Source organism: Pseudomonas sp. MWU16-30323, from assembly GCF_020515595.1.
Taxonomy (GTDB): domain Bacteria; phylum Pseudomonadota; class Gammaproteobacteria; order Pseudomonadales; family Pseudomonadaceae; genus Aquipseudomonas; species Aquipseudomonas yamanorum.
In genome coordinates, this window is record NZ_JAIWYM010000020.1 from 94,262 (window position 1) to 112,876 (window position 18,615).

Annotated in this window: 19 protein-coding genes; 9 read left to right on the plus strand and 10 right to left on the minus strand. The window is 61.8% G+C overall.

What is annotated here, in order from left to right; all coding sequences use genetic code 11:
• Positions 1–69 precede the first annotated feature (69 nt).
• The 3 genes from LIY45_RS21395 to LIY45_RS21405 form a co-directional block, all read right to left on the minus strand.
• Positions 70–1,047 (minus strand): alpha/beta hydrolase, encoded by a 978-nt coding sequence (locus tag LIY45_RS21395; protein ID WP_226477512.1) that lies wholly within the window; start codon positions 1,045–1,047, stop codon positions 70–72.
• Positions 1,048–1,941, minus strand: coding sequence for a neutral zinc metallopeptidase (locus tag LIY45_RS21400; protein ID WP_017477866.1), 894 nt, complete (start codon positions 1,939–1,941; stop codon positions 1,048–1,050).
• A gap of 115 nt (positions 1,942–2,056) precedes the next feature.
• Complete coding sequence (locus LIY45_RS21405; RefSeq protein WP_017477865.1) at positions 2,057–2,473, minus strand: hypothetical protein; 417 nt, start codon at positions 2,471–2,473, stop codon at positions 2,057–2,059.
• 186 nt (positions 2,474–2,659) lie between these two features.
• On the opposite strand from LIY45_RS21405, the gene LIY45_RS21410 reads away from it, so the two are divergent.
• Entirely contained in the window at positions 2,660–3,538 is an 879-nt protein-coding gene (locus LIY45_RS21410; protein ID WP_017477864.1) for a DMT family transporter, read from the plus strand.
• A 5-nt stretch (positions 3,539–3,543) separates the two neighbouring features.
• On the opposite strand, the gene LIY45_RS21415 is transcribed toward LIY45_RS21410, so the two are convergent.
• Positions 3,544–4,878 carry an MFS transporter gene (locus LIY45_RS21415; protein ID WP_226477513.1) on the minus strand — a complete coding sequence of 445 codons (1,335 nt, stop codon included), beginning with the start codon at positions 4,876–4,878 and terminating at the stop codon, positions 3,544–3,546.
• Positions 4,879–4,997: 119 nt separating this feature from the next.
• Complete coding sequence (locus LIY45_RS21420) at positions 4,998–5,135, minus strand: hypothetical protein (protein ID WP_157721300.1); 138 nt, start codon at positions 5,133–5,135, stop codon at positions 4,998–5,000.
• Here LIY45_RS21420 and quiC point away from each other — a divergent pair.
• On the plus strand, positions 5,134–7,032 hold the full coding sequence (gene quiC, locus LIY45_RS21425) for a 3-dehydroshikimate dehydratase QuiC (RefSeq protein ID WP_226477514.1): 1,899 nt from the start codon (positions 5,134–5,136) through the stop codon (positions 7,030–7,032). The two genes, LIY45_RS21420 and quiC, sit on opposite strands and share 2 nt — an antisense overlap.
• A gap of 71 nt (positions 7,033–7,103) precedes the next feature.
• Positions 7,104–7,769 carry a TetR/AcrR family transcriptional regulator gene (locus LIY45_RS21430; RefSeq protein ID WP_017477861.1) on the plus strand — a complete coding sequence of 222 codons (666 nt, stop codon included), beginning with the start codon at positions 7,104–7,106 and terminating at the stop codon, positions 7,767–7,769.
• Between the two features lie 119 nt (positions 7,770–7,888).
• Here the strand turns inward: LIY45_RS21430 and LIY45_RS21435 are convergent, their stop codons facing one another.
• The gene (locus tag LIY45_RS21435; RefSeq protein WP_226477515.1) at positions 7,889–8,755 is read right to left on the minus strand and encodes a shikimate dehydrogenase; all 867 of its coding nucleotides are present in this window, start codon (positions 8,753–8,755) and stop codon (positions 7,889–7,891) included.
• A complete protein-coding gene (gene aroQ, locus LIY45_RS21440; RefSeq protein ID WP_017477859.1) occupies positions 8,752–9,192 on the minus strand; it encodes a type II 3-dehydroquinate dehydratase in 441 nt (146 codons plus the stop codon). Before aroQ ends, LIY45_RS21435 begins: the two co-directional genes overlap by 4 nt.
• A gap of 295 nt (positions 9,193–9,487) precedes the next feature.
• Here aroQ and LIY45_RS21445 point away from each other — a divergent pair, with 295 nt between their 5' ends.
• Complete coding sequence (locus LIY45_RS21445; RefSeq protein WP_226477516.1) at positions 9,488–9,916, plus strand: DUF4160 domain-containing protein; 429 nt, start codon at positions 9,488–9,490, stop codon at positions 9,914–9,916.
• On the plus strand, positions 9,913–10,380 hold the full coding sequence (locus LIY45_RS21450) for a DUF2442 domain-containing protein (protein ID WP_226477517.1): 468 nt from the start codon (positions 9,913–9,915) through the stop codon (positions 10,378–10,380). The genes LIY45_RS21445 and LIY45_RS21450 overlap by 4 nt, the downstream gene beginning before the upstream one ends.
• Positions 10,381–10,438: 58 nt before the next feature.
• Here LIY45_RS21450 and trmA read toward each other — a convergent pair whose 3' ends face one another.
• A complete protein-coding gene (trmA, locus tag LIY45_RS21455) occupies positions 10,439–11,518 on the minus strand; it encodes a tRNA (uridine(54)-C5)-methyltransferase TrmA (protein WP_226477518.1) in 1,080 nt (359 codons plus the stop codon).
• Positions 11,515–12,810 (minus strand): NCS2 family permease, encoded by a 1,296-nt coding sequence (locus LIY45_RS21460; RefSeq protein WP_003215557.1) that lies wholly within the window; start codon positions 12,808–12,810, stop codon positions 11,515–11,517. The genes trmA and LIY45_RS21460 overlap by 4 nt, the downstream gene beginning before the upstream one ends.
• A 200-nt stretch (positions 12,811–13,010) precedes the next feature.
• Here LIY45_RS21460 and LIY45_RS21465 point away from each other — a divergent pair, with 200 nt between their 5' ends.
• The 4 genes from LIY45_RS21465 (at position 13,011) to LIY45_RS21480 (ending at position 17,254) form a co-directional block, all read left to right on the plus strand.
• The gene (locus LIY45_RS21465; RefSeq protein WP_017477850.1) at positions 13,011–13,457 is read left to right on the plus strand and encodes a DUF4879 domain-containing protein; all 447 of its coding nucleotides are present in this window, start codon (positions 13,011–13,013) and stop codon (positions 13,455–13,457) included.
• 106 nt (positions 13,458–13,563) lie between these two features.
• The gene (locus tag LIY45_RS21470) at positions 13,564–14,088 is read left to right on the plus strand and encodes a (2Fe-2S)-binding protein (protein WP_017477849.1); all 525 of its coding nucleotides are present in this window, start codon (positions 13,564–13,566) and stop codon (positions 14,086–14,088) included.
• Positions 14,085–15,074, plus strand: a complete 990-nt coding sequence (locus tag LIY45_RS21475; protein WP_226477519.1) for a xanthine dehydrogenase family protein subunit M — start codon at positions 14,085–14,087, stop codon at positions 15,072–15,074. The genes LIY45_RS21470 and LIY45_RS21475 overlap by 4 nt, the downstream gene beginning before the upstream one ends.
• Positions 15,071–17,254 (plus strand): xanthine dehydrogenase family protein molybdopterin-binding subunit, encoded by a 2,184-nt coding sequence (locus tag LIY45_RS21480; protein WP_226477520.1) that lies wholly within the window; start codon positions 15,071–15,073, stop codon positions 17,252–17,254. Before LIY45_RS21475 ends, LIY45_RS21480 begins: the two co-directional genes overlap by 4 nt.
• Here LIY45_RS21480 and LIY45_RS21485 read toward each other — a convergent pair.
• Positions 17,251–18,492 carry an MFS transporter gene (locus LIY45_RS21485; RefSeq protein WP_063026986.1) on the minus strand — a complete coding sequence of 414 codons (1,242 nt, stop codon included), beginning with the start codon at positions 18,490–18,492 and terminating at the stop codon, positions 17,251–17,253. The genes LIY45_RS21480 and LIY45_RS21485 overlap by 4 nt on opposite strands.
• Positions 18,493–18,615 lie beyond the last annotated feature (123 nt).

Below are 18,615 nucleotides of genomic sequence, written 5' to 3' on the forward strand. Positions count from 1 at the left end.
CAGTAACACCCAGGTGATGCCATCGCAGGCAAGCCAGCTCCCACATTGTTGATCCGGTTTCTTCAGTGGTTATTGGAACAGTACTTTCTGCCCTTCAGGCGACGTAAACATCTTGTCCCCGTCATGCCCAACCCCCGGCACTTCCACCAGCTTGTGGCCCAACTGCGGGTGCCGCTGCTTGAGGTAGTCAAAGTAGTTGTGCCCGCGAATCAAGCGATACGCGCCCTGGGTTTCAGCCCCGCAGCTCTTGTCCAGGGCCGGGTGATTCGGGTCGGTGTCTTGCTGGCCCAGCAGGTAAGTGACATTACGCGACACATACGCCTGCTCAAGCTGCTCGGCACTTTGCCCCTTGGCGTAGGCCGGCAGGTTTTGCATGCCGTATTTCCAGTCATTGAAATCAGGGCAACTGGAAACATCGAACTTCACCGGACGCTGCGGGCTGAAGTAGGCGTAGGACGACGGGTTCGCCACCACGTAGCGCAAGCTGATGCCTTCGGTTTGCAGCAGCGGGTGATCATGCCCGGTCAGGGCAAAACGCTGCACCACCTGACCGCCGCCGGAATGGCCGGCCACCACGATTTCCTTCAGGTTCGGAAACAACTTGCGGTTGCCCAGGTGCTTGATGATCTGGTCCAGCGCGCCGTAGGAGCTGATCTGGCCCGGGCCGGTGGACGGCTCGCCGGCCATCCAGTCGTTGCTGTTCCAGCGTAGGGTCTGGTTGTCGACCTGGTTGCGCTTGATGTCGGTCTGGTTGAGAAACTGCGGCGCAATCACCAGGGTGTTGGCGTTTTGTCCTGCGTCTTTGGCGGCCTTTTCGCCGCTGTCCAGGTAGGTCATGGCGTTGCGCAGGCGGCCATGCACGATGATCAGCGCGCGGTTGACTTGAGGCAGCGGCTGGCGCCAGTCCTGGCTCAAGCCGACGCTCAGGTCGCCGGCATCCAGGTGAAAACGATCGGGGCTGACCACCTTGACGCCATGCTCGGCGGCCCAGGTGGGGGAGGAACAGGTGATCAACAAACCTAACAGCAGACCCAGTCGTTTATTCATTTAAAGGCTCTTGGCGGTAAAGGTGTCGCATTGAGTGATCTGGCCCTGGGCGAAGCCGGTCTTGAACCAGCGAACCCGCTGTGCCGAGGTGCCGTGGGTAAACGAGTCAGGGACTACGCGGCCCTGGCCCTGTTGCTGCAAGCGGTCATCGCCGATGGCGTTGGCCGCATTCAATGCTTCTTCAATGTCGCCGGGCTCCAGCCAGTTCAGGCGCTTTTGCGCGCGGTTGGCCCACACCCCGGCGAAGCAGTCGGCTTGCAGTTCCTGGCGCACCAACAGGCCGCCGTCGCCTTGCATCTGCCGGCCTTGCTGGCGGGCTGCCTGAATCTTCGCCGAGATGCCCAGCAGCGTCTGAACGTGGTGTCCGACTTCATGGGCGATCACGTAGGCCTGGGCGAAATCCCCGGCGGCCTTGAAGCGTTGGGACATTTCCCGGAAGAAATCCAGGTCCAGGTATACCTGTTGGTCTGCCGGGCAATAGAACGGCCCGCTGGCGGACGTGGCGCCACCGCAGGCGGAGTTCACCCGACCGCGGAACAGGATCAATTTGGGGTTCTTGTAGCTCAGGCCGTTTTCCTGGAACACCTGGGCCCAGGTGTCTTCGGTGTCGCCGAGGATGGCACGTACGAAGTCGGCCTGTTCATCATTGGCCGGTGGCGCCTGGCGGGTTTGCGGGCTGACGGAGGGCGCTTGCTCGGTGAGCTGGCCGCTGAGTTGCCCGAGGATCTGCATCGGGTCCTGGCCGGTCAGCCAGCCGATGCCGACGATCAGCACGATGGCCGTCAGGCTCAGGCCCTTGCCGCCGCCAAAACGCATGCCACCGCCACCACCACCGCCACTGTCATCGCGGGCGTCCACTACGTTGTCGCTGCGTCGGCCTTTTTTCCATAGCATGTGGCAATCCTCTTGATGGTTCTGCAGCTCAGTGTTGTTGGTGTGTAGGGTTGGCGCCAGTCCGGCTGTCTGACGATGCTAAACGCTGTGTCGGCCGGCCTGTATGAAGCTTGTGTCAGTCGCGGCAATACCCTTCGCCGGTGTCGACGATCAGGCAGTCCTTCTTGTCGGCCAGCCATTTCAGGCCGGTGGCTTCGCCGTCGCCTGCGCTCAGGATCTGCGGGCCGTCCGGGCGTTCAAAGGTGATGCCGTCTTCGGATGCCTGGCCCTTGAAAGTGCCGGAATCATCGTCATCCAGGCCGTATTTCATGGTCAGTACATAGTGGCCACGACCAATGCTGTCATCCTTGGCGATGGTCAGGTTCAGGCCTTCGACGCCAATCCACTTGCCGACCCATTTGTCGGTGGGCAGCACTTCCGGTACCAGCGTCGCTTGGACGGAGGGCGGAGCCGGCGCCTTGGCGGTCTCGGCTTGCTTGTCGCAGGCGCTGAGCAGCGCCAGGGTCGAAAGAATCAACAGGGTTTTTTTCATGGTACGAAGGCCTTGGTTAAAAAACGCGCAGTGGGCGGGGCGGCGTGAAGCGTTGGACTGGAAAACCGCAATTTAGTGCGCTGTTCGAACAGTGTTTGGTTATGCTCTTGAGCGCGGCGCTTTACCCGTTCTAGATTATGCCGCGGTATGCGGCGGTCATTTCAGCCTGCCACTCAAGAGAATGCAATGACCCTCAGCACCCCACTTTCCGGCGTCAACCACCCGCTCAAAGGCATTTTGCTGATTGTGGTGGCCACTTTTCTGTTTTCCAGCCACGACGCGCTGTCCAAATACCTGGCCGGGTTCTACCCGATCGTGATGGTGGTGTGGGCCCGTTACCTGGTGCATACGCTGTTGATGGCCGGGATTTTCCTGCCGCAATCAGGGCTGCGGGTGCTGCGCAGTAAACGACCGTTGCTGCAGGTGGCACGGGCCTTGTGCCTGCTGGGCACCAGCCTGTTTTTCACCGCGGCGCTGCACTTTATCCCGTTGGCCGAGGCCACGGCGGTCAACTTTCTTGCGCCGATCCTGGTCACCGCCTTGTCGGTGCCGCTGCTGGGTGAGCACGTGACCCGTGGCCAATGGCTGGCGGTGATTTGCGGGTTCATCGGGGTGTTGATCATTGTGCACCCCGGCGGTGAGCTGTTCACCCCGGCGGTGTTGTTGCCGCTGACGTCCGCGCTGTTCTTCTGTTTCTACCAACTGCTCACCCGCATCCTCAGCAAGTACGACACGCCCACCACCAGCAACTTCTTCGCCGGGCTGTGCAACACCTTGGTGATGAGTGCGCTGGTGCCGTTCTTCTGGCAGGTGCCGAGCCTGTGGCACGGGGTGTTGATGCTGGCGCTGGGCAGTTGCGGGATGACCGCACACTTGATGCTGACCCAGGCCTTCCGCTTCGCGGCGCCGGCCTTGCTGGCGCCGTTCGGCTATTGCCAGATCGTGTTTGCGGGGTTGTTGGGCTGGCTGGTGTTCAATCACACCCCGGACCTGACCACCGTGGTCGGGATCGGGGTGATTTGCCTGAGCGGGTTGGCCGCTGCCTGGCAGCAGCGGCGCAGGTAGGAAATTCAGACCTCGACGGTCGGAATCTTGCGCGGCGCCATGAAGTACATCCAGATCAGCGCGATGAAGTACACCGCCGGAATCAGGGTGAACAGCACGGTGTAGTTGTTGTTGGTCACGGTCAGGATATGGCCGACGATCTGGGTCATGAACATCCCGCCGATGGCCGCGCACATGCCGCCAAAACCAAACACCGTACTCATCATGTGCTTGGGCGTGTAGTCCATCACCAGGCTCCAGATGTTGGCCGTCCAGGCCTGGTGCGCGCCGATGGCCAGGGAGATGGCAAACACCGCGACCCACAATTGGCTGGAGCCGGCGGCCATGATCACCCCGACGATGCAGCAGGCGAACAGCAGCATCGACAACAGCCGCGCCTTGATCGGATTCATCCCACGGCCGATCAGGAACGAAGATAGAATCCCGCCGCCAATGCTGCCGAAGTCCGCCGTCAGGTAAATGATGATCAGCGGGATGCCCATCTGGGTCACGTTGATGCCCAGGTTGTATTGCTGATTCAGGAACGGCGGCAGCCAGTAGAGGTAGAACCAGAACACCGGTGCGGTCATCGAGTAGGCGAGGGCGAAGGCCCAGGTGCCGCGCATCCGCAGGATTCGGCTGAACGGCACGCGGGGTTGTTCCGGCTCGACTTCCTGCTGCACGTAGTCCAGTTCCGATTGCTTCACGCTCGGATGGTCTTCCGGGTTGTAGTACTTCAGGCCCCAGAACAGCAGCCAGATCGCGCCCAGTGCCGACATGCACAGGAACGCGGCCTGCCAGCCCCATACGTGGAGGATCAGCGGCAGCAGCATCGGCGTCATCATCGCGCCGACGTTGGTGCCGGCATTGAAGATCCCGGTGGCCACTGCCCGCTCGCCAGCGGGGAACCACAGGCGGGTGGTCTTGACGCAGGCCGGGTAGTTGGCAGCTTCGGTCAGCCCGAGAATGAACCGGCAGACCATAAAGCCCACCGCCGAGGTGGCCAGGCCGTGGGCGCCGGTGGCCAGGCTCCACAGCAGCACCGCGCAGAAGAACACGCGCTTGACGCCGACCCGGTCGATCAGCCGGCCTTGCAGCACAAAGCCGATGGCGTAACCCACCTGGAACCAGAAGTTGATGTTGGCGTAGTCCATCGCCGTCCAGCTCATTTCCTTGGCCAGGATCGGTTGCATCACGCCGAGGGCGGCGCGGTCGATGTAGTTCAGGGTGGTGGCGAAAAACACCAGGGCCAGCATGCCCCAGCGGGTTTTACCGACAGCCATGGCGCCACGGATTTTGTCGCCGATGCCGCTATGGGGATTGCTGTGGCGCACGGCCACGGCGGGATTTTGCGAAGGCATGAGGAAGTACCCGTTTTTTTGAAATTTTTATGGTGTGTTCAGGGTCTTGGTTAACCGAGGCCACTCAACCCGAGCGGGACTCAATGTGCTGTCGATGGTGCGCAGAGGCTAAAAAATCGTCAATTCGCTGATTGCCATTCTGTTCGATAATCGCCCATAAAACTAACTGGTTCGTACATTTCAATTGCTGTGATGAACCTGGCGGCCAATAATTTGCCGTAAATAAGACCTGCTTCATCTGCCGGGAGTCGCCCCATGCAACGCTCCATCGCCACCGTTTCCTTGAGCGGAACCTTGCCGGAAAAACTCGAAGCCATCGCGGCTGCCGGGTTTGATGGCGTGGAAATCTTCGAAAACGATCTGCTGTATTACGACGGCAGCCCGCGTGAAGTCAGGCAAATGTGCGCCGACCTCGGCATTGCCATCACCTTGTTCCAGCCGTTCCGGGATTTTGAAGGCTGCCGCCGCGATCGCCTGGCTCGCAACCTCGAACGAGCCGAGCGCAAGTTCGACTTGATGCAGGAGTTGGGCACCGACCTGGTGCTGGTGTGCAGTAACGCGTCAGCCGATTCCGTTGGCGATGAAAGCATTCTACTGGATGACCTGAGCCTGCTGGCCGAACACGCTGGCCGCCGTGGCCTGCGCATTGGCTATGAAGCGTTGGCCTGGGGCCGGCACGTCAACACCTGGCAACAGGTGTGGAACCTGGTGCGCAAGATCGATCACCCGAGCCTGGGCGTGTTGCTCGACAGCTTCCACACCCTGTCCCTCAAGGGCGACCCGAGCGCCATTGCCGAGATTCCCGGCGACAAGATTTTCTTTGTGCAGATGGCTGACGCGCCGATCCTGGCCATGGATGTACTGGAATGGAGCCGGCATTTCCGCTGCTTCCCGGGCCAGGGCGAGTTCGACCTGGCGGGCTTTCTCGCCCCCATCATCAAGAGCGGCTACACCGGGCCGTTGTCGTTGGAAATCTTCAACGACGGCTTCCGCGCCGCGCCGACCCGGGCCAACGCCGCCGACGGCCTGCGCTCGCTGCTGTACCTCGAAGAGAAGACCCGCCAGCGGTTGGCGGAGGAAGCCAAACCTGTCCCCGAGATTCTGTTTGAAACCCCGCCCGCCAGCGAATACGACGGCATTGAGTTCCTGGAATTCGCCGTGGATGAAAACCTCGGTGCCAAGCTCACTTCATGGCTGGAGCGCCTGGGGTTCGTCAAGGCCGGGCAGCATCGCTCCAAGAGTGTCAGCCTGCTGCGCCAGGGCGATATCAACCTGATCCTCAACTGCGAACCCTATTCCTTCGCCCACAACTTCTTCGAGGCCCACGGCCCGTCGTTGTGCGCCACGGCGATCCGCGTGAAGGACAGCGCCAAAGCCCTGGAGCGTGCAGTGGCCTACAAGGGCCAGCCGTATCGCGGGCTGGTCGGCCCCAACGAGCTGGAGCTGGCGGCCGTTCGTGCACCGGATGGCAGCCTGATCTACCTTGTCGATCAGAACGAAGGTGGCCTCTACGACACCGATTTCAACCTGCAACCGGCGCACGCTGCCAGTGGCGGCCTGTTGCGCATCGATCACATGGCCATGGCCTTGCCCGCCGACAGCCTCGACAGCTGGGTGCTGTTCTACAAAAGCCTGCTGGATTTCGAAGCCGACGACGAAGTGGTGCTGCCGGACCCGTATGGCCTGGTGAAAAGCCGGGCACTGCGCAGCCGTTGCAGCTCGATTCGCCTGCCGCTGAATATTTCCGAGAACCGCAACACCGCGATTTCCCACGCCCTGTCGAGCTATCGTGGCTCGGGCGTGCACCACATTGCCTTCGACTGCGCGGACATTTTCGCCGAGGTCAGCCGGGCCAAGGACGCCGGTGTGCCGCTGCTGGATATTCCGCTGAACTACTACGACGATCTGGCGGCGCGGTTTGATTTCGACGACGAGTTCCTTAGCCAGTTGGCGTACTACAACGTGCTGTACGACCGCGATGCCCAGGGCGGTGAGCTGTTTCACGTCTACACCGAGCCGTTCGAAGGGCGGTTTTTCTTCGAGATCATCCAGCGCAAGAACGGTTACACCGGCTACGGTGCGGCCAACGTGGCGGTGCGCCTGGCGGCCATGGCCAAGTCCCGCAGCGGTGCGGTGCGCCAGGCCAGGTTGTAAGGTGCCGGCGCTTCCTTCAGCGTGCGGCGCGGCCCATAATCACCGCCTGCACCTAAGGCCGTGAGCGCACCATGACCCTGACTTCCGAGCTTCCCGCCGCGGCCACTGCGCCGCGCAAGAGCCGCAAGAACAACCCGGAAAAGACCCGCGAGAACATTCTCCAGGAAGCCATCGTCGAATTTGTTCAGCAGGGCCTGTCCGGCGCCCGGGTGGACGCGATCGCGGAGCGTATCCAGACCTCCAAGCGCATGATCTATTACTACTTCGGCAGCAAGGAGCAGCTCTACGTCGAGGTGCTGGAGAAGCTCTACGGCGACATTCGCAACACCGAGACCCGGATGAACCTGACGGCCCTGGAGCCCCGGGAAGCGATTCGCCGGCTGGTGGAATTCACCTTTGATCACCACGATCAGAACGTGGATTTTGTGCGGATCGTGAGCATCGAGAACATTCACAACGCCGAGTACGTAAAGCAGTCGACGTCGATCAAGGCGATGAACAGCAACATCCTCCAAGCCCTCGGCACTACGTTGCGCCGGGGGGCGGAGATGGGGCTGTTCCGCGAAGGGCTGGAGCCGCTGGACGTGCACTTGCTGATCAACTCGTTCAGCTTTTACCGGGTGTCCAACCGCCACACCTTCAGCGAGATCTTTCAGATCGAGTTGTCGGATGAGGCGGTCAAGCAGCGGCATCGGGCGATGATCTGCGAGTCGGTTTTGCGCTACCTGCAGGCCTGAGTTCAACACCGAGCAAATGTGGGAGCCGGGCTTGCCCGCGATAGGATCAACTCGGTTTGTCTGAAGGACCGCGGTGCTTGCATCGCAGGCAAGCCAGCTCCCACATTTTGATCCGGTTTCTACAGTGGGGTGGTCATGCTCTGGAAGTGCGCGAGCATGCGGTCTGCATCCGCCACTTCGCCACTGAACAACTCAAACGCCTTCACCGCCTGAAACACGGCCATGTTGCCGCCATCCAGGGTGCGGCAACCCAAGGCGCGGGCGTTGCGCAGCAGTTCGGTTTCCAGTGGGAAGTACACGATCTCCGCTACCCACAAGTCGGCGCGCAAGGTGTCCAGCGGTACGGGCATACCCGGCAGCTTGGCCATGCCCATCGGTGTGGTGTTCACCAGGCCGTCGGCTTCGGCCATGGCGCTTTCCAGGTCATTGCCGGCCTGGGCCCGACCGGCACCGAAATGCTGGTTGAGGTTATCCGCCAGGCTGCGGGCGCGCTCGGCGTCCACGTCAAAAATGCTCAAGCGTTCCACGCCTTCGCCCAGCAGCGCATGGGCCACTGCCGCGCCGGCACCGCCCGCGCCCATTTGCACCACGAACTTGCGAGCCACATCACTCAAGCCCCGGCGAAAGCCTTCGGCAAAGCCCAGGCAGTCGGTGTTGTGGCCGATGCGTTTACCGTCGCAAAGCACCACGGTATTCACCGCGCCGATGCCCCGCGCTTCGGGCGACAGTTCGTCCAGCAGCGGCAGGATCGCCTGCTTGCACGGGTAGGTGATGTTCAGGCCGGTGAAGTTCATCTGCTCGGCGGCCATCAACAGGTCGGGCAGGGCGCGGGTATCTGTCTGCAACTGGTCGAGGTCGATCAGGCGATACAGGTAACGCAGGCCCTGTGCATCGCCTTCGCGCTCGTGCAAGGCCGGCGTACGGGAAGCCTGGATGCCGGCGCCTATCAGGCCGGCGAGAATTCGACGTTTGGACACCGGGCTCATCCCTTCAAGGTCTTGCTGAAATGTTCGAGGGCCAGGTGATAACCATGGCTGCCAAAACCGGCCAGCACCGCCTTGGCAATCGGTGACACAAAGGAGTGATGACGGAAGGCTTCCCGGGCATGCACGTTGGACAAATGCACTTCGATCACCGGCACTTCACTGGCCACCAGCGCGTCGCGGATCGCCACCGAGGTGTGGGTCCAGGCCGCCGGGTTGATCACGATGCCGGCGCAACGGGCGCGGGCGCCGTGGATCCAGTCCAGCAATTCGCCTTCGTGGTTGGTCTGGCGGAATTCGACTTTCAGTCCCAGCTGTTCGGCGCTGCGGCCACACAGGGCGGCGACGTCGGCCAGGGTTTCATGGCCATAAGTGGCCGGCTCGCGGGTGCCGAGCAGGTTGAGATTGGGGCCGTTGAGCACCAGCACGATGGGCGGCATACAGGGTTCTCCACTGTTGTTTTTATGTATGCCTATAAAATGTACTGAATGGTTAATTTGGTCAATCGTCGGGGTGGGAAGCGGGCGATTATCGAACGCCAATTGAAAGCGCGTGTAACTGGGGGGCTTGCCTGCTGGGCGGTGGTCACTCTTTCCATGAGCGGTTACAACCCGGTATTCGACGAACTGGGCCCTGCGACTAGCCTGTGGCGGTAACTCCAGGTAGCGGAGCCGGTTGTCAGGTGCATGAGGAAAAGTGTTACCTGGCGGAAAATAACCTAACGGATGGGTTACGATGAAGGTAGGCACTTACAAAGGACATGTAATTGCGGTGTTTCTCAGGGATGAGCATTGCCCGCCTCATGTGCATGTGGCTGGCAAGGAATGGGATGCGCGGTTTCGTTTCAGTTTTCTGGATGGGCATGTGGCGTTGTGGGATGTAGACCCCGAGCGGCGGCGGCCATCGATGTCGGTTCTTGAAGGGATTCGCCACACCCTGATGCAACCGCATTACCTGGCGCGGGCGCGAAGGATCTGGTGGGAAAAATTGCAAACGGTCTGCCTGGAAAACCATTCCTGGGATTGGGAAGCCGGTGAAGTGCTGCCTGGGTTGATCATCCGGCGGGGTGTTTATGTGATTGCACGTGCCCGGCACGATGTCGTGGGGCAGAAAACAATTTTGAATCTGGTCAGGGCACCGGGTTTTGTGGAGATCGATTTATGAAAAAAATCGTAAAGGCCAAGGTTTTACCGTATGTACCGATCACCGAGGCCGATATCGACAAGGCAATAGACCGAGGACGCAGGTCAAAGCGTCTGTACGCCAACGCCAGCGACGTGCGTTATGAAAATGACTGCATCTCCATTGGTTTCAGCGACGGCAGTCGCGTCATGTTGCCTGTGGCGGGGTTGCCGGAATTCGAAGGGTTCAGCGTGCAGGACTTCCAGCAGTTGGAGGTCGGTTTTGGCGGAAAGGCGCTTTGCTGTGAGGCCCGGGACCTGGATGTTTCCGTCACGGGCCTTATCGCCACAAGCCAGCCGTTAATGGCCCTGGCTACAAGCCTCGTAGCCTCCAGCAACGGTCGCAAGAGCAGCGCAGCCAAGTCCGCGGCTGCCCGAGCCAATGGCAAGAAGGGCGGCCGGCCACGCAAGGAGGTTCTGGAAGACGGTGATGCAACTGATACATGAGGAGCCGATGTGAGAGCGGGTCAGCGCCCACATCGGCTATTGTCGATGTCCTGGGGACTTACCGCCGGGTCAGCAGAACACCCGATTCCATGTGGTGCGTCCAGGGGAACTGGTCAAACAACGCACACTGGGTAATCCGGTGCGTGTCATGCAGTTGCGCAATGTTTGCCGCCAAGGTTTCCGGGTTGCAGGAAATGTAGAGGATGTTCTCGAAGCGCCGGGTCAATTCGCAGGTGTCCGGGTCCATCCCGGCACGTGGCGGGTCGACGAACACGCTGCCAAATTCGTAGCTCTTGAGGTCGATGCCGTGCAGGCGTCGGAACGGCCGCACTTCGTTCAAGGCTTCGGTCAGTTCTTCGGCAGACAAGCGCACCAGGGTGACGTTATCCACCGCGTTTTCATCGAGGTTGCTCAAGGCCGCATTCACCGAGGTCTTGCTGATTTCGGTGGCCAGCACTTTGCGCACGCGGGTGGCCAGGGGCAGGGTGAAGTTGCCGTTGCCGCAATACAGTTCCAGCAAGTCATCACTGCGATCGCCCAGGGCTTCGTACGCCCAGTTGAGCATCTTCTGGTTCACGGTGCCGTTGGGCTGGGTGAATGCGCCTTCGGGCTGGCGATAGCTGAAGGTGCGACCGCCGACGTCGAGCTTCTCGACCACGTAATCGCGGCCGATCACATCGCGTTTGCCCTTGGAGCGGCCGATGATGCTGACGTTCAGCTCCGCCGCCAGCTTGTTCGCCGCCGTATGCCAATGCTCGTCCAGCGGGCGGTGATAACACAGGGTGATCATCGCGTCGCCGGCCAGGGTGGTGAGGAACTCCACCTGGAACAGCTTGTGGCTCAGGGCGGCGCTGGCTTGCCAGGCGGCCTTGAGCTGCGGCATCAACTGGTTGATGCGCAGGCTGGCAATCGGGAACGCTTCGATGAGGATCGGCGTGCGCTTGTCGTCCTGGGAGAACATCGCGTAGTGGCGCTGACCCCCTTCGCGCCACAGGCGGAACTCCGCCCGCAGGCGAAAGTTCTGCAACGGCGAGTCGAAAACCTGAGGCTCTGGCGCATCGAACGGCGCCAGCAGGTCACGCAAGCGCGTGACCTTTTCTTCCAGTTGAACGGTGTAGCTTGCGGCGTCAAAAGTCATGCGTTGAACCAGCCCAGCTTGATCACAAACAGAATCGACAGGATCACCAGCGCCGGGTTCAGCTCACGGTAGCGGCCCGAAAGCAGCTTGATGGCGGTCCAGGCGATGAAACCGAAGGCGATGCCGTTGGCGATGGAATAAGTGAATGGCATCGCCAGGGCGGTGATCACCACCGGCGCGGCGACGGTGATGTCGTCCCAGTCGATTTCGGCCAGGCCCGAGGTCATCAGTACGGCAACGAACAGCAGCGCCGGCGCGGTGGCGAAGGCCGGAACGCTGGCCGCCAGTGGCGAGAAGAACAACGCCAGCAGGAACAGGATCGCGACCACCACGGCGGTCAAACCGGTACGGCCACCGGCGCTCACGCCCGCAGCCGATTCGATGTAGCTGGTGGTGGTCGAGGTGCCCAGCAGCGAGCCGGCCATGGCCGCCGTACTGTCAGCGATCAGCGCACGGCCCATTTTCGGCATGTGGCCGTCCTTGCCCATGAGACCCGCGCGCTTGGCCACGCCGATCAGGGTGCCGGAGTTGTCGAACAGGTCGACGAACAGGAACGCGAAGATCACGCTCACCAGGCCGATGTCCAGGGCGCCCTTGATGTCCAGTTGCAGGAAGGTCGGGGCCAGCGAAGGTGGCATCGACATCACGCCGCCGAACGGCGTAAAGCCCAGCACGATGGAAGCGATGGTCACCACCAGGATGCCGATCAACACCGCGCCGCGTACTTTCAGGGCTTCCAGCGCTACGATCAGCGCGAAGCCGAGGGTGGCGAGGATCGGTGCCGGTTGTTTCAGGTCGCCCAGGCCCACCATGGTGGCCGGGTTGCTGACCACGATGCCGGCGTTGTGCAGGGCGATCAACGCCAGGAACAGGCCGATACCCGCCGCGATCGCCGAACGCAGGGGCAGCGGGATGCTGTTGATGATCCATTCACGGATGCGGAAGATCGACAGCAGGAAGAACAGCACCGCCGAGATGAACACCGCACCCAGCGCCACTTGCCAGGTATGGCCCATGTGCAGGACGACGGTGTAGGTGAAGAACGCGTTGAGGCCCATGCCCGGTGCCAGGGCAATCGGGTAGTTGGCGATCAGGCCCATCACGGTGGAACCGATGGCCGCTGCCAGGCAGGTCGCGACAAAGACCGCGCCCTTGTCCATGCCGGTCTCGCCGAGGATGCTCGGGTTTACGAACAGGATGTAGGCCATGGCCAGGAAGGTGGTGACGCCCGCGAGAATCTCGGTGCGCACATTCGTGTTGTGTGCCTTGAGTTGAAACAGCTTTTCCAGCATGCCTGCTCCCTGTGACGCTATTTTGCGTCGTTATTTGTTGACCTCTAAGTCAAAGCACAAACTGCGCCAAGCGGCTGTGGTTCCAGAGAGGATCGGAAAAAGCGGCGCATCATACCAGCAGCCGAGGGCCAGTGGCGCATAGGCTTGATCATGGCCTTGAGGCATACTGCGCCGACGTTTATTACAGGGTCATCGACAGCATGAAAAAAGCCAGCGCCTGGAGTCTAGCTCTGTTCGGTTGTATCGGCCTGTGGCTCGGTGCAGCACCGGCGTGGGGCGCGCCTGCACCGGCGTTGAGCGAGGTGCGGGTGTTCAAGGTGCAGTCGGCCAATTGCACGGAAACCATCCCTGAGCGGGCGGCCAGCACCCAGATGTGCACGCACCGTGGGCAGACGCTGGTGTACGTGATGGAAGTCGGCCTGGGCAACAGCTCCCAGGCGTTCTTCGATGGTGCGCCGGTGTCCGGCACCAGCACTGCCATCTGCCAGGTGGGTTCCATCAGCCAGGCATGCAGCGGCGCCGGCACGTTGATGGGCTACATCTATACGTTCCAGCTGGATGTCGAAGCCGGCGGCACGTTCCAGTACAGCAACACCTCGATCAACCCGCCGCGCAACCAGTTGGTCACCACCCTCAGCATTCGCTGATCGCCACCCATCAATTCTCTTGAACGCTCATAACCCACGGAAGTCGGACCGCTAAGACGGCGACTTTCCTGAACGCCGCGATTGCACACCAATCCGTGAGGTGTTTATGAGCGCGACCCACACCGGCGCGGCGGCCAAGCCGTTCGTCAGCCATCCGATACGCATGACCCTCAATCGCCGGGACATCCAAATGGATGTATTGCCCTGGACCACCCTGCTGGACCTGCTGCGCGAGCAACTGGACCTGACCGGCACCAAGAAGGGCTGCGACCACGGCCAGTGCGGCGCCTGCACCGTTTTGCTCAACGGTAAGCGGGTGAACGCCTGCCTGACCCTGGCGGTGATGTGCGACGGTGCCGAATTGACCACCATCGAAGGCCTGGCCTCGGGCGAAGACCTGCACCCGATGCAAAAGGCCTTTATCAAGCACGACGCCTTTCAGTGCGGCTACTGCACGCCGGGGCAGATTTGCTCGGCGGTGGGCCTGGCCCGTGAAGGCCGCGCCCACGATACCGCGCAAATCCAGGAACTGATGAGCGGCAACCTGTGCCGCTGCGGCGCCTACAACAACATCCGCGATGCCATCGAAGAAGCCTTGCCGGCGTGCCGTGCGCAGGGAGGTGAGCAATGAATCCCTTCCATTACAGCAAACCAGTGGATGTGCAGGAGGCGGTGCACCTGGTCAGCCCGGCGTCACGGTTTATCGCCGGTGGCACCAACCTGCTGGACCTGATGAAAGAAAACATCAGCCGCCCCGAACACCTGATCGATATCACCGGCCTGCCGCTTCGCGATGTGGAAGAAACCAACGAAGGCGGCCTGATGATTGGTGCCCTGGTGAGCAACGCCGACCTCGCGTGGCACCCACTGATCGAACAACGCTACCCGTTGCTGTCCCAAGCCATTCTCGCCGGCGCCTCGCCGCAATTGCGCAACATGGCCAGCACCGGCGGCAACCTGTTGCAACGCACCCGTTGCTATTACTTCTATGACGCCGCCGTGCCCTGCAACAAACGCGAGCCCGGCAGCGGTTGCCCAGCGCGGGTCGGCTTGAATCGCATCCACGCGATTCTCGGCGCCAGCGATCAGTGCGTGGCCACCCATCCTTCGGACATGTGCGTGGCCCTGGCCGCGCTGGATGCCCGGGTGCATGTGCAGGGCCGGGGCGGTGCGCGGGTGATCGAGTTTGCCGACTTTCATCGGTTGCCGGGGGATGCGCCCCAGCGGGATAACCAGTTGGCCGATGACGAGTTGATCACCGCTATCGAGTTGCCTGCCGACCACCTGGCTGCTCACAGCCACTACCTGAAAATCCGTGACCGGGCTTCCTATGCGTTTGCCTTGGTATCGGTTGCGGCGGCGTTGGCGTTGGAAGGCGATGTGATCGTCGATGCACGCCTGGCCCTGGGCGGCGTCGCCCACAAACCCTGGCGTGATCGCGCGGTGGAAGCCGCGCTGATCGGCCAGTCCGTCAGCCGCGAAACCTTTAGCAGCGCCGCCGAAGCCTTGCTGCAGGACGCCGAGCCTTTGGAACACAACGGCTTCAAGATCAAACTGGCACGCCGCGCAATCATTCGCGCCCTGAGCGATGCCGCTGTTGCGGGAGCCACATCATGAGCGCGATCGGCAAACCGTTGGACCGGGTCGACGGTCTGCTCAAGGTAACCGGGCAAGCGCGATATGCCGGGGAATTTCCCGAAGACGGCCTGCTGCACGGCAGTGTGGTGTCGAGCAACATCGCCAAGGGCCGGGTCATCCGCATTGACGCTTCCAAAGCCCTGGCGTTGCCGGGCGTGGTGATGGTGCTTGATCACCTCAACCGCCCGAAACTCGCCAGCTACGACGACAGCTACGCCGATGCCGATGCCGCCGACGGCTCGCCATTTCGCCCGCTGTACAACGACCGCGTGCTGTATAGCGGCCAGCCGTTGGCATTGGTGATTGCCGATAACCTGGAGCTGGCGCGTCACGCCGGCTCTTTGGTTGAGATCGAATACGCAGCCGAACCTTCCGAGACCGACCTGCTGGCCTTGCAGGACCAGGCGCACCCTTCGCCGCAAACTCCGCCCAAGCCACGCGGCAACTTCCAGGCCGAATGGACCGGCGCCGCCACGAGCCTGGACCTGCACTACAGCACGCCCATCGAACACCACAACCCGATGGAGCCCCACGCCAGCACCGTGCTGTATCAGCCCGACGGCACCCTGCATATCCACGACAAGACCCAGGGCCCGCAGAACTGCCAGGCTTACGTGCAGAAAGTCTTCGGCCTGGATAAAAGCCAGGTGCGAATCTTCGCTGCGTTTGTTGGTGGTGCCTTTGGTTCAGGCTTGCGGCCGCAGTACCAGTTGCCGCTGGCGGTGATGGCATCGCTGGCCTTGAAGCGTTCGGTGCGCGTCACCCTCACGCGTCAGCAGATGTTCACCTTCGGCTATCGCCCGCGCACTTTGCAGCGCCTGCAACTGGGCGCGGCCGCCAATGGTCGCTTGCTCGCACTGGGCCACACCGCCATCGGCCAGACCTCGCGCTTCGAGGACTTCAGCGAGCACGTGGTGGAGTGGAGCGGCATGCTCTATCACTGCGATAACGTGCTGCTGACCTACAAACTGGTGCCGCTGGATGTGTTCACGCCGTTGGACATGCGCGCGCCCGGCGCGGCGCTCGGGGTGATCGGCCTGGAGTGCGCGATGGACGAACTGGCCTGCGCCCTGGGCATCGACCCGGTGCAACTGCGGCTGATCAACTATGCCGAGCGCAATCAGAACGAAGACAAGCCCTGGTCCAGCAAAGCCTTGCGTGAGTGTTACAGCGAAGGGGCCGAGCGTTTCGGCTGGAGCCAGCGCAACCCGGAACCGCGAAGCATGCGTGATGGCCGCCAACTGATCGGCTGGGGCATGGCCGGCGGCGTGTGGGAAGCGCTGCAAATGAAGGCCAGCGCCAAGGCGCGGATCGATCACTTGGGCAAGCTCACGGTCAGCAGCGCCACCACTGATATCGGCACCGGCACTTACACGGTCATGACCCAGATTGCGGCCCAGGCCAGTGGTGTTCCGGTGGGTGACGTGACGTTCCTGCTGGGGGATTCATCACTGCCGACCGCACCGCTGCAGGGTGGCTCGTTTACCGTGTCGTCGGTGGGCAGCGCGGTGCAGCAGGCGTGTGAGGCGTTAAATGCCACGCTGCTGGAGATTGCGCGCAAGACTTACCCCGCCTTTAAAGATGCCGAATCAGCGCGGTTTGAAAGCGGCCAGTTGCATGTCGGTGACCAGCGCATCTCCCTGGCGCAACTGGTGCAGGACAGCGGCGAGCAGACGCTGGAGGTTCAGGTAGATTGCGAGCCGGGCAAACAGCGCGAAGGCTATGCCTCAGCCACTCATTCGGCGGTGTTCGTCGAAGTGCGGGTGGATGAGGACCTGGGCACGATCAAGGTCAGCCGGGTGGTCAGTGCGATTGCGGCCGGGCGGGTGGTTAATCCGAAGATGGCCCGTAGCCAGATTCTCGGTGGTGTGGTTTGGGGCATCGGCATGGCGTTGCATGAGGAGACCCAGGTCGATCACGCATTGGGCCGCTACATGAACCACAGCCTGGCCGAGTACCACATTCCGGTAAGCGCGGATATCGGCGAGATTGACGTGCTGTTTGTCGAAGAACATGACGAGATCGTCAACGCCCTGGGTTCCAAGGGCGTCGGCGAGATCGGGATTGTCGGGGTGGCGGCGGCGGTGGCCAACGCGGTGTATCACGCCACCGGCAAGCGGGTGCGGGACTTTCCCGTCACCCTCGACAAGGTGTTCTAAACCTTGGCGGGTTCTTCCACTGGCACATGCATGCGGTCGCGGTTGGCCAGGGTCGGGAACAGTTTGATCCAGACCCCGGTCACCACCAGCGTGCCGATGCCGCCCATGACCACGGCGGGTACGGTGCCGAACCAGTGAGCGGTAATCCCGGACTCAAACTCGCCCAACTGATTTGATGCGCCGATAAACAGCCCGTTGACCGCGCTCACCCGGCCGCGCATTTCATCCGGGGTTTCCAGTTGCACGAACGAGGCGCGGATCACCATGCTGATCATGTCCGCTGCGCCCAATACCACCAGCACGGCCAGGGAGAACCAGAATGAGGTCGACAGGCCGAATGCGATGGTGGCTACGCCAAACACCCCAACCGCCGTAAACATGATCCGCCCGACGTGCCGGTCCACGGCAAACCTTGCCAGCCACAGCGACATCAGCAACGCCCCGACTGCTGGCGCCGAACGCAGCAGCCCGAGCCCCCACGGCCCGGTCAGCAGGATGTCCTTGGCAAACACCGGCAGCAACGCGGTGGCGCCGCCCAGCAGTACGGCAAACAAGTCCAGGGAAATCGCCCCGAGGATGTCCGGCCGGCTGCGGATAAAGCGAATCCCGGCCAGCAACGAATCCATGGTCGCCTTGGCCTTGTTCAGCGGCGTCTGGCGCGCAGGCAGGTTCAGGGTCAGCACGCAGGCAATCAGGTACAGCACCACCGTGGGGCCATATACCCAGACACTGCCGAAGGCGTACAACAAACCGCCCAACGCCGGCGCCACGATGGTGGCCAATTGCTGTGCCGACTGCGACGACGCCACGGCGCGGGGAAACAGTGCGGTGGGCACGATGCTCGGCAGCAGGGCCTGGGTGGTGGGCATTTCAAACGAACGCGCCGCACCCAGCAGGAACGCCAGGATAAAAATCATCTCGCGGGTGACGTTGCCGGTCAGCCCGCCAATCGCCAGGGACAGCGCGATCAACGCCTGCACGGTCTGGCAGATGGCCGCGACCTTGCGCCGTTCATAGCGGTCGGCCACATGGCCGGTGTGCAGCATGAACAGTACACGCGGCACGAACTCCACCAGGCCGACCAAACCCAGGTCCAGCACGTTGCCGGTCAGTTGGTAGAGGTTCCAGCCTATGGCCACGGTGAGCATCTGGAAGCCGCTGGCGGTGAAGATCCGCGCCAGCCAGAACGCGATGAAAGGGCGGTGGTGACGTAGTAGCAGCGCGGGTTCACTGGGCATCGGGGAGACAGGTCTGGGTGGGGGAAAGGCGAGGTTATCACCAACTTGTAACCAATGGTTGCGTGGTGGGTTGGGGGAGGAGATATGTTCAGTCTGGCTGAGTACATATCCGTTTCTTCGGTC